The 14,529-nt window shown below is 36.6% G+C and carries 14 protein-coding genes; 8 read left to right on the top strand and 6 right to left on the bottom strand.

The features are described from left to right. The first annotated feature begins 93 nt into the window (after window positions 1-93). Window positions 94-3,345 carry a glycosyl hydrolase gene (locus LV704_RS18260; RefSeq protein ID WP_163422248.1) on the top strand — a complete coding sequence of 1,084 codons (3,252 nt, stop codon included), beginning with the start codon at window positions 94-96 and terminating at the stop codon, window positions 3,343-3,345. Between the two features lie 14 nt (window positions 3,346-3,359). Further along, window positions 3,360-4,013, top strand: coding sequence for a class I SAM-dependent methyltransferase (locus tag LV704_RS18255; protein WP_163422249.1), 654 nt, complete (start codon window positions 3,360-3,362; stop codon window positions 4,011-4,013). A gap of 9 nt (window positions 4,014-4,022) precedes the next feature. Here LV704_RS18255 and LV704_RS18250 read toward each other — a convergent pair whose 3' ends face one another. Further along, window positions 4,023-4,652: a hypothetical protein gene (locus LV704_RS18250; RefSeq protein ID WP_163422250.1), complete on the bottom strand. Its 630-nt coding sequence runs from the start codon at window positions 4,650-4,652 to the stop codon at window positions 4,023-4,025. Between the two features lie 56 nt (window positions 4,653-4,708). Next, window positions 4,709-5,191: a hypothetical protein gene (locus tag LV704_RS18245; RefSeq protein ID WP_163422251.1), complete on the bottom strand. Its 483-nt coding sequence runs from the start codon at window positions 5,189-5,191 to the stop codon at window positions 4,709-4,711. Between the two features lie 159 nt (window positions 5,192-5,350). Here LV704_RS18245 and LV704_RS18240 point away from each other — a divergent pair, with 159 nt between their 5' ends. From LV704_RS18240 to LV704_RS18220, 5 genes are all read left to right on the top strand, one after another. Beyond that, window positions 5,351-6,649, top strand: a complete 1,299-nt coding sequence (locus LV704_RS18240) for a dienelactone hydrolase (protein WP_163422252.1) — start codon at window positions 5,351-5,353, stop codon at window positions 6,647-6,649. A 17-nt stretch (window positions 6,650-6,666) separates the two neighbouring features. Further along, on the top strand, window positions 6,667-7,860 hold the full coding sequence (locus LV704_RS18235; protein WP_163422253.1) for a Gfo/Idh/MocA family protein: 1,194 nt from the start codon (window positions 6,667-6,669) through the stop codon (window positions 7,858-7,860). 122 nt (window positions 7,861-7,982) lie between these two features. Next, window positions 7,983-8,777 (top strand): hypothetical protein, encoded by a 795-nt coding sequence (locus LV704_RS18230; RefSeq protein ID WP_163422254.1) that lies wholly within the window; start codon window positions 7,983-7,985, stop codon window positions 8,775-8,777. A 186-nt stretch (window positions 8,778-8,963) separates the two neighbouring features. Continuing rightward, a complete protein-coding gene (locus LV704_RS18225) occupies window positions 8,964-10,334 on the top strand; it encodes an aldehyde dehydrogenase (RefSeq protein WP_163422255.1) in 1,371 nt (456 codons plus the stop codon). 236 nt (window positions 10,335-10,570) lie between these two features. Further along, window positions 10,571-11,377 (top strand): universal stress protein, encoded by an 807-nt coding sequence (locus LV704_RS18220; protein WP_163422256.1) that lies wholly within the window; start codon window positions 10,571-10,573, stop codon window positions 11,375-11,377. Between the two features lie 15 nt (window positions 11,378-11,392). Here LV704_RS18220 and LV704_RS18215 read toward each other — a convergent pair whose 3' ends face one another. Then, window positions 11,393-12,268: an AraC family transcriptional regulator gene (locus tag LV704_RS18215; RefSeq protein ID WP_163422257.1), complete on the bottom strand. Its 876-nt coding sequence runs from the start codon at window positions 12,266-12,268 to the stop codon at window positions 11,393-11,395. A gap of 152 nt (window positions 12,269-12,420) precedes the next feature. Between LV704_RS18215 and LV704_RS18210 the strand changes: the two genes are divergently transcribed. Next, the gene (locus LV704_RS18210; RefSeq protein ID WP_163422258.1) at window positions 12,421-12,813 is read left to right on the top strand and encodes a DUF983 domain-containing protein; all 393 of its coding nucleotides are present in this window, start codon (window positions 12,421-12,423) and stop codon (window positions 12,811-12,813) included. Between the two features lie 214 nt (window positions 12,814-13,027). On the opposite strand, the gene LV704_RS18205 is transcribed toward LV704_RS18210, so the two are convergent. The 3 genes from LV704_RS18205 to LV704_RS18195 form a co-directional block, all read right to left on the bottom strand. Next, a complete protein-coding gene (locus tag LV704_RS18205; protein ID WP_163422259.1) occupies window positions 13,028-13,255 on the bottom strand; it encodes a hypothetical protein in 228 nt (75 codons plus the stop codon). Beyond that, on the bottom strand, window positions 13,255-13,473 hold the full coding sequence (locus LV704_RS18200) for a hypothetical protein (protein ID WP_163422260.1): 219 nt from the start codon (window positions 13,471-13,473) through the stop codon (window positions 13,255-13,257). The genes LV704_RS18205 and LV704_RS18200 overlap by 1 nt, the downstream gene beginning before the upstream one ends. A gap of 268 nt (window positions 13,474-13,741) precedes the next feature. After that, a complete protein-coding gene (locus tag LV704_RS18195; protein ID WP_163422261.1) occupies window positions 13,742-13,930 on the bottom strand; it encodes a hypothetical protein in 189 nt (62 codons plus the stop codon). Window positions 13,931-14,529 lie beyond the last annotated feature (599 nt).

The raw sequence follows: 14,529 nt of genomic DNA, 5'->3' as shown, positions 1-14,529 counted from the left end.
TTTAAAAGAAAGATTTTTTTTCACATATTTTTTAGAATTAAGCCTATTGCTTTTGGTTATCTTACCGTGCTAATTTGACCAAAAAATCAACAAATGAAACACAACTCAAAAATTTTCTTCAAGCTACTCTTATTTATCCTTTTTACTTTTCAATTAACAGCACAAACACCAGACTCCACTACTTTTGATGGATTGGAGTTTAGAAGCCTTGGACCTGCTTTAACTTCGGGTCGTATAGCTGACATTGCAATACATCCAACCAATGAAAGTGTTTGGTATGTGGCAGTGGGTTCTGGAGGCGTATGGAAAACCACCAATGCCGGTACTACTTGGAAACCCATCTTTGATAAGCAATCCAGCTATTCTATTGGGTGTGTTACCATAGACCCTAACAATCCAAGCACAATTTGGGTGGGTTCAGGTGAAAATGTAGGGGGAAGACACTCCGGTTTTGGCGACGGTATTTACGTTAGCCATGATGAAGGAAAGTCTTGGAAGAATATGGGGCTTAAAACTTCTGAGCACCTTTCAAAAATTATAGTTCATCCAGAAAATTCCAATATCATTTGGGTTGCTTCACAAGGACCTCTTTGGAGTAAAGGTGGAGAGCGTGGTTTTTACAAATCCACAGATGGTGGCAAAACATGGAAAAGAACACTTGGGAATAGTGAATGGACAGGAGTCACAGATATTGTAATGGATCATACCAATCCAGATGTTTTATACGCTGCTACATGGGACAGACATAGAACCGTGGCAGCTTATATGGGTGGAGGTCCTGGCTCGGGCTTACATAAAAGTACGGATGGTGGAGAAACTTGGACAGCATTGACCAATGGAATACCTAAATCGAACTTAGGTAAAATTGGTTTGGCGATTTCCCCATTTGATAATGAAACCATATACGCGGCTATTGAATTGGACCGCAAAAAAGGAGGATTGTTCATTACAAATAATCAAGGAGCTTCATGGACGAAACAATCAGATGCCGTTTCTGGTGGAACTGGGCCTCACTATTACCAAGAACTGTATGCTTCGCCCCATCAACAAGGTAAGTTGTATTTAATGAGCAATACCGTGCAAATTTCTAATGATCACGGGAAGCATTTTGAGTTTATGAATGAGGAAAAGAAGCATGTGGATAGTCATGCAATGGCCTTTAAAAAATCAAATCCAAATTATGTGCTTTTTGGCACAGATGGGGGGCTTTATGAATCTTATGACTTAACAAAAACATGGAGGTTTTTTGGGAACCTGCCTCTTACGCAATACTATAAGGTTGCTGTAGACGATTCGGCACCTTTTTACAATATTTATGGAGGAACACAAGATAATGGTTCTCATGGTGGCCCATCCAGAACAAGGAGCAAAGCAGGAATATTAAATTCCGATTGGTGGATTACTTTGGGGGCTGATGGTCATCAATCGGCGACAGAACCAGGCAATCCTGATATCACTTATGGTGAATTTCAACAAGGCTGGCTGTGGAGAATTGACCAAACAACTGGAGAAACTGTTTTTATACAACCGCAACCTTCGGAAGGTGAGCCACATGAACGTTTTAATTGGGATGCACCAATTCTGGTAAGTCCTCATAACCCGCAAAGATTGTATTTTGCATCTTACCGTGTGTGGAAATCTGATAATAGAGGAGATGATTGGACTTCAATCTCCCAAGATTTAACTAGAAACGAAGAACGATTAACCTTGCCTATTTTGGGAAGACAACAAAGTTGGGACAATCCATGGGATGTAGGTGCAATGTCCAATTACAACACCATAACGTCTTTGGCGGAATCACCTTTGCAAGAAGGTCTTATCTATGCTGGAACGGATGATGGAATTCTTCAGGTGACTGAAAATGGGGGAGAAACTTGGAGGAAAATAATGTTAGGAAATATCAAAGGAGTTCCAAACAGAGCTTTTGTGAATGATGTACGTGCTGATTTATACGACGCCAACACTGTTTATTTGGTGCTGGACAATCATAAAGCTGGAGATTACAAGCCATATCTTTTAAAAAGTACCGACAAAGGAAATAGCTGGACATTTATTAATGGAAATCTGCCTAAAAAGTTGATTACATGGAGAGTTGTTCAAGACCATAAAAAGAAAGGTCTTATGTTTGCTGCTACAGAGTACGGCATTTATTTTACCAGCAATGGCGGAAGCAGTTGGCTGCAGCTTGAAGGTGGCCTGCCTACCATATCTTTTAGAGACATTACCATTCAAAGAAGAGAAGATGACTTAATAGGGGCATCTTTTGGTAGAGGTTTTTACGTTTTAGACGATATTTCGCCGTTACGTGATTTTGACACCTCTAAAATGGCAGAAACTACTCTTTTTAAAGTAAAGCCTGCGTACTGGTATATTGAAAAGGATGAGATTTATGGTCAAGGGAATTCAGAGTATTCTGCAAAAAACCCTGCCTACGGAGCAACGTTTACTTATTTCTTGCCAAAGAAACTAAAAACCTTAAAAGATGCAAGAACAGAGAAGGAAAAAGTACTCAATAAACAAAAAAGCAATGTTTCGTTTCCAGGTTGGGAAGCTTTGGAAAAAGAAAAAAATCAGGAGAAATCAGCAGTACTGCTTCTTGTAAAGGATGGCAATGGGAAAGTGGTCAATACCGTAAGTGGAACAAATAAGAAAGGGTTCAATCGTGTTTCCTGGGACCTTACCTATGCCGATAGAACTGGAATAAAGCTAAAGAATCCAAAAAGTGATGACGACGATTTTTTCGGATCACCGTTTTTAGCAACTCCAGGGACATATTCTGTTGAATTATATCAACGTGTAGATGGAGAGTTAAAACAGCTTTCAAGTGCTCAATCTTTTGAAGTTAAACCGTTATCCAAGGGAGCTTTGCCAGCTAAACCAACAACAGAAATTGATGCGTTTAGAAGTATGTATCAAGACTTCCAACAAGATTTGACAGCAACGGGTTCCATTTTGGAAAAAACGATTGCTAGAGTAAATGCAATGAAACGTGCTATGGATGAAGCTGAAACACCAACTGCAGCGCTGGCCTCAAAAATTTATAATGCCCAAACACTCTTACAATCACTCAGTAAACAGATGAATGGTAGTCCTGCTAAAAATGAAGTAGGAGAGAAGAACCCACCAACTCCTGGCGATGGCAGTTTTATTGGTTTAGTTGCATTAAGAAATACTTACGGGCCTACTGGAAACCACAAGATTGCTTTAAAAAGAGCTGATGGTCAACTAAAATCAATTAAAAAGGAATTAAGTGTACTTGTAAAAAATACACTCCCTTCCCTTGAAGCAGAATTGAAGGCAGCCGGGGCTCCATGGATCGAAGGACAAGGTCTTATTGAAGATTAAATCTCAATTTAATAATGAAAAAATCCATTCATCTCGTTTTATTGTTAAGTCTTATCTCCATACTGGGCCTGCATTCCCAATATACAGAGCAAGATTGGTTGGAACGGGATGATTGGATGAAAACCTCTGCTTTGCTAGAAATGGCTGGAGTTAAGGAAGGAGATAGAGTTGCGGATATTGGTTGTCACGAAGGCTATTTGTCCATTCACTTGGCTAAAAAAGTATTAAATACCGGAAAAGTGTATGCTGTTGATGTAAGAAACGACCGCTTAGAAACTTTACAAGGTAATGCTGAGAAGAGGAATCTAACCAATATAACAACAGTTTTAGGAGATTATGATGACCCAAAACTGCCAAGCAATTCATTGAACATAGTTTTCATTATGGATACCTATCATGAAATGGATTCTCATGAACAAATCCTTCAACATGTGAAAAGTGCTCTAAAGCCAGGCGGAAAGTTGATGCTTATGGAAAAGCTAAAGAAAAGAGTAAGAAATAAATCAAGACAAGAACAAGTTAGCGCCCATTCATTGGGTGCTAACTACGTTCGTAAAGAATTGGAACAAGCCGGTTTCACTATTATTTCTGAAATAAAAAATCACGGAAAATGGGAAAGAGAAGAAGATAAACAGATGTGGATACTCTTAGCCCAAAAACCAGAATAATACTTTTATCTATTCTTTATTTAGTTCTTCTTTCAATTCTGAATAGGATTTGATCCAGCTATAAAGTTTGCCTCCCAAACTAATAATCGGACTGGATATAGTATCCATCTCTTCAGGCGATTTAGCTAAAAAACCACCAACCTGTGTTTTAACCTCTGGATTCTCATTGAGCAAAACATTCCTAAAAATGTAGTTTTCATTCGTTAGCTTAGTCACTATGCTATCGCAAGTATCACATTCATTGGTAGTGTAAATGGTAATCTGCTTCTTTGGTTTTATCTTAGGAGGTGGAATATCCAAAATTTCAAATTCCTTTTTAAGTGCTCTTTTGGATAAACTATCGTTTACAGAAAGTTTTTTAGTGTATACAGGCTTTTTATCCCTAAAAAGGACAATGGTTTTTAAATGTACTTTGGATGTTGCCGGAACACGAATCAACCTAGGCCTTGCAGCACTTTGTCTAAAATTCTTGCCGCTTACTTCAAATAGAACATCATAATCTTTATATGTTTCGTTAACGGCAAAAAAAGTAATTCTGTTATTAGATGGTTTTTCAACAATCTTAATGGGGTTTCCCTGCCCATATAGTTTCGGGAAGCACAAACAAAGACAAACCAAAACAAACAAGAGTCTGAACATAATCTATTGCATCTGATATCAAAAAAGAGTTTACTGACACTAAAAGATACAAATACTTAGTTTACCACCCTTCGTACATAGGCAAAACTTTGTATTCCAGGAAGATCTTCACCTACCTCGTTAACCAATTGATTTCCAGAAATTCTAAGTGCTGTCAAAGCATCATTGCCATCAAAAGTTACTTCAGCCTCATCTGAGAACCAAGTGCCTGTAGCGGAGTTGGTATCTGAGCAACCTATGCTATACTGATCGTTGGTTATTGGAGTGATGTCTAAATTGGATTGTTCAAAAGTCCAAACCAAATCTCCATCAATTAATAGAGTTCCAGAAATACAATCAAGTTCATCCATCAAATTTGTAGATGCGGTTCCATCCATATTCAAATCCTGAGCAGGATTGACATTAACTTCAACTAAATCCCAAAGGCCTATTACATCAAAATTTGGAGGTGGAATACCTTCTACACCATCATCGATATTGCATGAAACTATTAGTAGTGTGAATATCAAGAGGAGGAAAAATTCTTTAAATGTTTTCATAGCACAATTTCTTTTTTTCAGCATTTTTTTATGTAAAGTAAAAACAATTTATTTAATATTATTTGCTGTGAGTTATGTTGTATAGGCAAGAACAACTTCGGTATTTAAATTTCGCGCATAATTTCACTACATTTAAGAACATATAAAATAACCCTTAAAATGTCCAATAACACTTGTTTTTCTTTTTTCACAATACTTTTTTTAAGTTTAATTCATAATTCATACTCGCAAGATGAATTTCTTATCGGAGATGCCTTACCAGATGCTCCTGAACTTACCACTCGAGGAACTTATGGAGTGGGAGTACAAACCATAGATTTAGTCAACAAAGACCAACTGGATGTTTTAAGCATTAAAGAGGGGAAAGGAGAGACGTATGATCGGCCAATTACTATAGAAGTGTGGTATCCAGCTTTAGTGCCAGAAGGAGTGAAAGAAATTGAAACGTATACTCAGGTGCTAGGAAGAAATGGGGCAGAAGGTCGCCCGGTTACTCCATTTACCTTTAAGGGAAGAGCTTTGAGAGATGCCGTTGCCATTAAAGACGATGGAAAATACCCTCTCGTAATTTTATCTCATGGATATGTTGGTTCGCGATTTTTGTTTACCTACCTAGGAGAAAACTTGGCATCAAAAGGCTACGTGGTCGTTTCTATTGATCATACAGATTCTACCTATAAAGATGCTGCAAATTTCACCAGCACATTGGCGAATAGATCATTGGACCAACTATTTGTCCTTAATGAAGTAGATAGACTTTCTTCTGCTGGAAGCGACAATTTTTTAGCAGGTTTGGTGGATACGGACAAAACAGGACTTATTGGATATTCTATGGGAGGATATGGAGGTCTTAATACATGTGGAGCAGGGTATAGTGCCGGTGCTTTGGGCTTTTTTAAGTCGATGACCGGCGGCAGCGATGCCCTGGATAAAAGAGGCATGGATAATGAAGCGTATAAGAATTCCATAGACCCAAGAATTAAAGCGTTTGTAGCTTTAGCACCTTGGGGCATGGCCAATGGCGTATGGGATGCAAACGGATTGGCAGGTTTAAAAACACCTACGCTTTTTGTGGCAGGTAGTCAAGATGATATTTCAGGATATGAAAAAGGTATTAAGGCCATTTATGAAGGAGCGATAAACAGTGATCGCTATTTATTGACATACATAAATGCAAGGCATAATGTAGCACCAAACCCTCCTGCGCCAGCTACTATGAAACCCGGATTACATATAGATGAATATTTAAGATATGCAGATTCCGTTTGGGACATGAGACGTATCAATAATGTTAACCAACACTTTATCACAGCATTTTTAGGTATTCAATTAAAAGGTGCTGACTATAAGGAATATTTAAATGTTGAACCTGATGCAAATACAGGGAATTGGAAAGGTTTTAAACCAAGAACCTCCATTGGTATGGAATTACTCCATGCAACTCCTGCCGTTGAATAATTTCTAACCAAAATAAGATGAAGAGAAGAGACTTTATAATAGGAACTGGAGCTGCGGCTTTGACCGCAGCATCTTATGGAAATATTCTTGGGTCTAATGATAAAATAGGCCTTGCAGTAGTAGGAGCGGGGAGGCGCGGAAGATGGGTGCTTGGAGAAATGTTGAAGACCAATCAAGTAAGACCAATAATGTTTTGCGATGTTTGGGATGAGCAAGTAAAAAGAACAACGGATTATTTGGAGTTGGGCAAAATTCCAATGACCTATGATTTGGAAGAAGTATTGGCCAATGATAACGTTGATGCGGTACTGTTGGCCACACCTGATCATTTACATAAAAATTATGCAATCCGAATTTTAGCAACAGGAAAACATCTACTCCTAGAGAAACCCGTAACCTTGCACTACAACGAGGGACCTATGCTAAAAGAAGCGGTAGCCAATAGCGGGGTTGTTTGCCAAACGGGTACCCAACAACGAAGCGGACAGATGTATCAGAGGGTAAAGGAAGAATTCTTTGGAGGCTCCAAAAAATTGGGCGATATGGTCTTTGTTAGAGCTGTATGGAGCAATTTTGGCTGGCAAAGAAGATTATTGGAGCAACAACCTATGCCCAATAACTTTAAATGGGAAACATTTCTTGGACCTTCACAAAAAATGGATTACTACTGGCCAAGATATGATGGTTGGCGCCATTACAAGGAATATGGAACAGGCATCCTATCTGATCTCCTGACCCATTGGGGTGATGTGGCGCAATGGATGATGGATGATACAGACCCTATGAATGCAGTTACAACAGGAGGTATATATCACCTTAAAGATGACAGAACCAATCCAGATACCGTGAATACCATTATTCAATATAAAGGAGGGTGGAACTTTACTTTTGAATGCAGTGTTATGCCAGTAAAAAACCAACATGACTCTGTCCTTTTTCATGGCACCGAAGGTCAATTGGAGCTTTTTAGAGCCGGATATATCTATACGCCACACAAAGGTGACCCAGTTGTTTTTGAAAATGATGAAAATCTTACCTATGCGCATGTCAAAAACTTTTTTGATGCCATTAAAACAGGAGCACAGCTCACAGCACCTATAGATGTTGGACTAAATGCTGTTAAACCTTCCCATTTGGCTGCTGCTTCATATTGGTCTGGAAAAAGAATGCAGTTCAATGCCAATCAAACTGATATTGTTGAAGTGATTTAGGGTTAAAACTGGCTTTTATTTGGGTTGTTTTCCTAGGAAGCAGTTCATCGATAAAACAAAGAAAAGCACACTAAAAAAGTTCACTTTCCGTTAGTGGAGCATAACCCCATAACTTTAGTATCATGAATGGACTAACTAGAATAATCCATGCATTATCAATTGCCGCTTTCGCCTTTCTTTTCTTACAAGGCTGTAGTGAAGATGGTGTTTCTTCAGGAGATGACGTAGAATTAACGCAAACCGAATTACAAAATATTTTAGAAACGGATGAAGCTGCCGGTGCTGTAGATAGCGTTTTGGCGGAACTTTTTGCAAATAACGCAGTTGCAGGAAAATCCTCTAATAAAGCTAATGATTGTTATTCAACCGAATATTCACAAACAGGTTTTGTTGTTACGTTCAACAATTGTGCTCTCAACGGTACAGAAAACATTAATGGTAGTTTGACTGTTACATACCAAGTAGGTAATGAATCTACAGCTTTTACAGCAACTTATGCTGATTTTTATATTGGCAATCTTAAAATCAATGGAACCAGAAATTATGTGTTGACGAGCAGTCTTGAACAGAATGTCATTTCATTTACTGTCACCAGTGAAATGTCCATTGAAATGGAAGATGAAAGTATTATTTCTGAAAGCGGAACCAAAACCTTCAGTTTTAGTTTTGGCGAAATTCTAGAAACAAGCACGTTTAGTCTGTCTGGAAATTGGCAGGTACAAGCAGATGGAAATACTTATGTTATAGAGACTGTAAGTGATCTAACTGGCAATTTTACTTGTGCCAATCTAACCAGCGGAAGTATGCGAGTAGCCAAAAATGGTTTCATCATTACCGTTGATTTTGGCGATGGCACTTGTGATAACCTAGCCACTATCACTTTGCCCAATGGAAATATGGAAGAGGTTACACTATAATATTAAAACAATATTTGTCATAAAAAGCACCGATAATCGGTGCTTTTTTGTTGTATAGATATGATAATTTCAAAAGCTAGAAAGGAATTAGCAATATTCTTTTATCTGCTGTAACTTTAGATTCCTGAATTTTATCCGAATTCTCCTTCACTATTATGGATACAAGGAAGGGCTAACTGGAATTACATGATTGAAAATTTGGTACAAGAACAACGAGCATTCTTTGCATCACAGCAAACAAAGAGTGTTGCTTACCGCAGACAATTTCTAAAACGGTTGCAAAAGGAATTGATTGCTAATGAAGATGCTATTTGCGATGCCCTATACGCAGATTTCAAAAAACCAAAATTTGAAGCACTTGCCACAGAAACACAAATGGTGCTTTCAGAAATAAAATATATCCTTGATCATATTGAGTTTTGGAGCAAGCCGATGAAGGTTAGTGCTACTTGGACAAATTTTCCCTCTTCAGATTGGATACATTCAGAACCATATGGTAATGTATTGGTCATTGCCCCTTGGAACTACCCATTTCTATTGACTATGTCTCCATTGATAGGAGCTTTAGCGGCAGGTAACACGGTAGTGCTTAAACCTTCAGAATTGACTCCCACAACCTCTAAACTTATTGCAGAAATAATTAAAAAGATATTTCCAAAAGAATATGTTAGCGTTGTTGAAGGTGGAATTCCTGTATCACAAGAACTCTTGAAAAAAAAATGGGATTACATTTTCTTTACGGGCAGCACCCGAGTAGGAAAAATTGTTTATAAAAGTGCGGCGGAACATCTTACCCCGGTTACTTTAGAATTAAGTGGAAAGAACCCCTGCATTGTGGATGGGACCGCGTCCATTAAGTTGGCAGCAAAACGGATTGTTTGGGGAAAGTTTTTAAATGCCGGACAGACATGTATTGCTCCTGATTACATTTTGGTTGAAAAGAAGGTGAAAACTGAACTTGTAGAAGCCTTGAAACGTAATATCAGAAAGTTATATGGAGACCAAATTGAAGAATCCAGTGATTTTGCCAGAATAACCACAGATAGTCATTATAATAGGCTAAAAGGATTGGTCAATAGAGAGAACATACTTTTTGGGGGAACTTGTAATGATACGGAACGGTTCATAGAGCCAACATTAGTAGATGAACCTGACTTTGAAGATGACTTGATGAAAGGTGAAATTTTTGGCCCTATACTTCCCATCATTTCCTATGATTCAGGAGAAGATATTCATGAGTATGTCATGAAATATAAAAATCCTTTGGCGCTGTATGTATTTTCCACCAATAAAAAGTTTCAGAAAAGAATTATAGCCAAGTATAGTTTTGGTGGTGGGGTAATCAATGATACCGTTGTGCAAATAACCAATAAAAGATTGCCATTTGGTGGGGTAGGGCAGTCAGGAATTGGGAGATATCATGGTAAACATTCCTTTGACCTGTTCTCTCATAAAAAAGCTATTATTCGAAAACCCAATTGGATAGATATCCCCATACGCTACGCTCCGTATAACATTCCCATAAAATGGGTCAAGAAAATAAAGCATCTTTTTTAATTCTTTTTTGTATTTCCATTAGATAGTTTTTATCAGGCATCTTGTTAATTCCAAATCATCAAGGAAAATATTGTATTGGTCTCTTTTCTTATATCATTCACTAACTGTATTTGTATGAAAAGGGTAGGGGTGTTAAATGTTATACTTTTACTAATCAAAAGTTAAACTGTTATATGATGATAGTAATAGTATTATCTTTAAAATATTCCTACAAACTAGCATAAAACAACAAAATCATGAGTATTAAAAACGACAGTGGCAAATACAAACTTTTGGTGTTAATGGATTTATCCCAAGCTTCTGAAATTGCCTTGACCAATGCTATACAGCTAGCCAAAGTAATTGATGGAAGGGTAGAGGTCTTATATGTAAAAGCGCCAACCGATGTGGTTAAATATGAAAACCAATTGTCCGCAATGCGGGCCATACATGAGGATAACAGAACCACAAAGGCACAGTTACAAGAGCTCATCCAAAAAATTAGTAAAAAAGAAGATTTTCCAATAACTTCCCGAATTGCCTATGGTAATATCAAAGGCTCGATTAAAGAACATCTATCTGATTCACAGCCAGATATAGTAGTTCTTGGGAAGCGAAAGTCTAAGCTGGCCAACTTCCTTGGCAATGGCATTACCGAATTTGTATTGAGCGATTGTAATGTGAACGTATTAATTGTGGGAGAGGACCATAAACTACATTCCTTTAAGGATATCTCTTTGGGTATTTATGGAAATAAAGTTGAAGAAAGCAATCTTGGGGTCATTAATGATTTAAACAAGCAAACAACAAAACCGCTAAAACTTTTTAGCGTTCGAAGCCCTCAAGATAAGCCGGTAGAGGAAGAGACCAGTTCAAAAGAAACCGTTTCCTATGTATTTTCTGAAGGAACCAATGCCTTGGACGGATTGGCCTCTTATGTACTGAAAACCAACACTCAGTTATTTTGTATTACCAAAAAGCAAACAAAAGGACTGTCATTTCAGCCAGATTCAGCCAGACAAATTGCAAAAAAACTGGATATCCCTGTGTTGATCATGCAGTAGCGCTTTTTGAATATGTTATTGGTAGTTCTTTTTAAATTCTAATGGTGTCTTGCCTGTCTTTAATTTGAAAACTCTGGAGAAGTAGGCATAGTCTTCGTACCCCAATTTTTCTGCCACCTCAGTTAAGGAGTTACCGGAGTGTACTATAAGTCGTTTGGCTTCTAGCAGAACTCGTTCAGTGATTAATTCTGTCGTAGTTTTGTTCAAAGTTACCTTGGTAATTCTATTCAGGTGCTTAGGGGTAATGTGTAATTTGTCTGCATAAAATTTTGCAGACTTTTCCGTTTTATAGCATTTTTCAATGTTACTTTCCAAACGTTCCAATGCTTGTAAATAGGTAGACGACAACACTTTTTTTATAGGCTCATAATTTGCGTAATGTCGTGTTAAGTCAATATAGGTAAGGTTTACAAGAGTGATAAGCTTCTGTTTTTTATATGTAGAATCATTATAATACTCAATATTGATTTCATTGAAGCGAGCTGCCATGCTTGCTAGCTCTTCCGACTTTAAAACAAGGTCTGGTGGGTTTTTAAGGGAGTAGTAAAACGGAAATTGGCTAAGCTTCCTATTCAGAAAGTAAAGTTCGTAAAAGTCAGGAGTATGAAAGAAAATATAACCTTCCGGAGTGCTGTCAAAATTCCAGAAATGGGTTTGCCCTGGCTTTAGGAAAAATACACTCCCTGGCCGTATTGGATAAGTATTAAAATCAATCTCATGAACACCTGAACCTTTACAGAACAGCACACAAAGAAAAAAGTCATGCTTATGAGGTTTATGAATGATTTGAGCATTCTTTTTTAAATGTTGTTGCAAGTCATTGCTATAAAAATCCGCCAGAGATTCTTCCTTTTCAAACTGTTCAATGTTTAGTATGGGAATGTGTTGCATACGAGAATAATGTCCTAAAAGTACAATAATTAGGGCTAATTGTGTTACTATTTTCTCTAAACAAGTAGCTACCTTTGCAAAGCAAAAACGAAAGGGTAGAAGTTAATTTTACTTCGCAAATCATTAATATACAGTGTTATAAAGAGTTCAGTATGAAATTTTTAAAAGGTACCAAATTATATAGTATACTTACTGGAACATGTCCTGTTTGTCAAAATGAAAGCATGTACACAGAGCAGAATCCGTATAAATTGTCGAGTACTTTAAAAATGGAAGAACGCTGCAGTCATTGTAACACAAAGTATAAAATAGAACCTTCTTTTTTCTATGGGGCCATGTATGTGAGCTATCCTGTTGGACTTGCCTTTGCAAGCTTGGCATTTGTGTTGTCCTACCTAGTTTTTGATTTAAGCTTGATTACCACGTATGGCTTAATCGTTATAATCATGTTTATAGCATTACCATTGATTCTTAGGATTTCTAGAAATATATGGATCAATTTCTTTATGTCTTTTGAGAAATTAAAGTCAGAACCGAAAGCATAGCTGTTAGTTTATTGTAGGAGAATATGGTTTGTTTAAACCGATAGAAGGGAAAGAAAACCGCATTGAATCTACATTTCACATATTCTATTTTACATAATATAAATTATAGTACAAATAGGCGATTAAAAAAAAGAGATGTTTCCATCTCGGTTTAAATCTATGTCATTTGCACTTAAAAGGTCTAATAAATCCTTAGTAAAATTAAAATATAACATTATATTTCTCCTTTTGTAAAAATTTTCTCTATTCCCTTATAATATTCACTTAAAGCAAAATCGAATTTTTCTTTAGTGATAAAAGCTCTAGGAACTTTAGCTTCTTCATCCATCTGAATAAAATTATTCATTCGAGCAAACAAAACGTTTTGAAGGTCGCTAATATCCTCATGTCGGTCTTTCACATCATCCAAATGTGGTAAAGCGTTAAAAACAACTTTAATCATTAGTTTCCGCTTAAAACATTAAAAGTGTTAAAAATTTCAACTTCTTCTGAAGGTGTCACAATTATTTCTGAACAATCTCTAGCACAAACTAAAAAAGTTCCAATAGGATGATTAAAACGGCTACATTCATTTTCAGAGAACTTAACAAGCTTTGAAATGAAGCGCCATTTTCGTTGACCTTTTTTTCTAAAAAAATCACCTTCCTTTAAATCAATCATGATGATACATTTTAAAAATGTATAAAACAGCAAGTGTTAATCCACTTCCTAAAGCCATCATGAAGAAATAAAAAACAAGTAATTGGCCTGTAGAAAAACATTCCATTTTATAGATTTAAAATGGATTTTCCATCAATAGTGATTTTAATTCGACTAGATAATAAAGAATCCATAAGATTTTCAACGAAGTAAAAATCAGATTCTTTAATGCGCACTTTAATCACTCTGCCTCTAGTACCGGTAACCCTAATCTTTAGAGAATCGAACATTACTTTGACTCTTTAAAGATTCCTTTATCATCCAACTCCATTTCTGGCATTGTAGATAAAAGATGTGAATCATAGTAATTCTTATGCTTATTGTAAAGCGCGGATTCAAAAGCAATCATAGTGATTGCCTTTGGAACTTTTAATAAATAAGGCTTTTTTTGATAAGGTGTAATTAGATATGTATTCATTTTTGAATGTTTTAGTACATTCAAATAGGCAAAATTCAGTATTTCAGAGAACGTTTATTTCTCCAAAACTAATAAGAAAATGTTTACGATTTTCAATGAGTAAAAATAAAAATTGTAAGTAATTGATTACCAGAGTATTAAGATGATAATTATAATTACCTGATTATTAATATGTTATGAATAACTAATTGATTTATCGCTAGTTAGCCAATTTTAAGGTTTAAACATTTAATTATCAAGTGATTAGAGGTTACCATTTGATTTTCCGAATTGAAAAAATTCGTTTTTTTGTAAATGCTTGGTAATTAGTAATATAAAGCGAAAAACATGTAAAATATGGTATACGGTAGCACGTGTTACTTGTGGCGTGCTACACGTTTTCAAGAAAAAAAACTTAAGAGGGGGTTATACCGTTCCAAAATTTCAAGGTCATGGATTCAAAACCAAAGATTGAAATCCAAAATTTGGTGGTTTTTCACAACGCTGAGCGCATCACTTGAAAACTTGTTACTGGACAACAAGGAACAAAAAAAAGGCTCTTAGAGCGCTTTATTTTGGAACAAAGTTTAGCCGATAAATCGGCATAAAAAGTAGGTAAT

This window comes from Flagellimonas sp. CMM7 (genome assembly GCF_021390195.1).
Lineage (GTDB): Bacteria > Bacteroidota > Bacteroidia > Flavobacteriales > Flavobacteriaceae > Flagellimonas.
Note: the sequence above shows the minus strand (reverse complement) of the source record. Positions and strands in the feature narration are given on the sequence as shown.

Excerpts from the sequence above, each read along its gene's own strand:
- LV704_RS18240 (WP_163422252.1), top strand. The coding sequence starts at position 5,351 with ATGTCCAATAACACTTGTTTTTCTTTTTTCACAATACTTTTTTTAAGT.
- LV704_RS18200 (WP_163422260.1), bottom strand. The coding sequence starts at position 13,473 with ATGATTGATTTAAAGGAAGGTGATTTTTTTAGAAAAAAAGGTCAACGA.
- LV704_RS18210 (WP_163422258.1), top strand. The coding sequence starts at position 12,421 with ATGAAATTTTTAAAAGGTACCAAATTATATAGTATACTTACTGGAACA.
- LV704_RS18235 (WP_163422253.1), top strand. The coding sequence starts at position 6,667 with ATGAAGAGAAGAGACTTTATAATAGGAACTGGAGCTGCGGCTTTGACC.
- LV704_RS18205 (WP_163422259.1), bottom strand. The coding sequence starts at position 13,255 with ATGATTAAAGTTGTTTTTAACGCTTTACCACATTTGGATGATGTGAAA.
- LV704_RS18220 (WP_163422256.1), top strand. The coding sequence starts at position 10,571 with ATGAGTATTAAAAACGACAGTGGCAAATACAAACTTTTGGTGTTAATG.
- LV704_RS18230 (WP_163422254.1), top strand. The coding sequence starts at position 7,983 with ATGAATGGACTAACTAGAATAATCCATGCATTATCAATTGCCGCTTTC.
- LV704_RS18245 (WP_163422251.1), bottom strand. The coding sequence starts at position 5,191 with ATGAAAACATTTAAAGAATTTTTCCTCCTCTTGATATTCACACTACTA.
- LV704_RS18225 (WP_163422255.1), top strand. The coding sequence starts at position 8,964 with ATGATTGAAAATTTGGTACAAGAACAACGAGCATTCTTTGCATCACAG.
- LV704_RS18250 (WP_163422250.1), bottom strand. The coding sequence starts at position 4,652 with ATGTTCAGACTCTTGTTTGTTTTGGTTTGTCTTTGTTTGTGCTTCCCG.
- LV704_RS18195 (WP_163422261.1), bottom strand. The coding sequence starts at position 13,930 with ATGAATACATATCTAATTACACCTTATCAAAAAAAGCCTTATTTATTA.
- LV704_RS18215 (WP_163422257.1), bottom strand. The coding sequence starts at position 12,268 with ATGCAACACATTCCCATACTAAACATTGAACAGTTTGAAAAGGAAGAA.
- LV704_RS18260 (WP_163422248.1), top strand. The coding sequence starts at position 94 with ATGAAACACAACTCAAAAATTTTCTTCAAGCTACTCTTATTTATCCTT.
- LV704_RS18255 (WP_163422249.1), top strand. The coding sequence starts at position 3,360 with ATGAAAAAATCCATTCATCTCGTTTTATTGTTAAGTCTTATCTCCATA.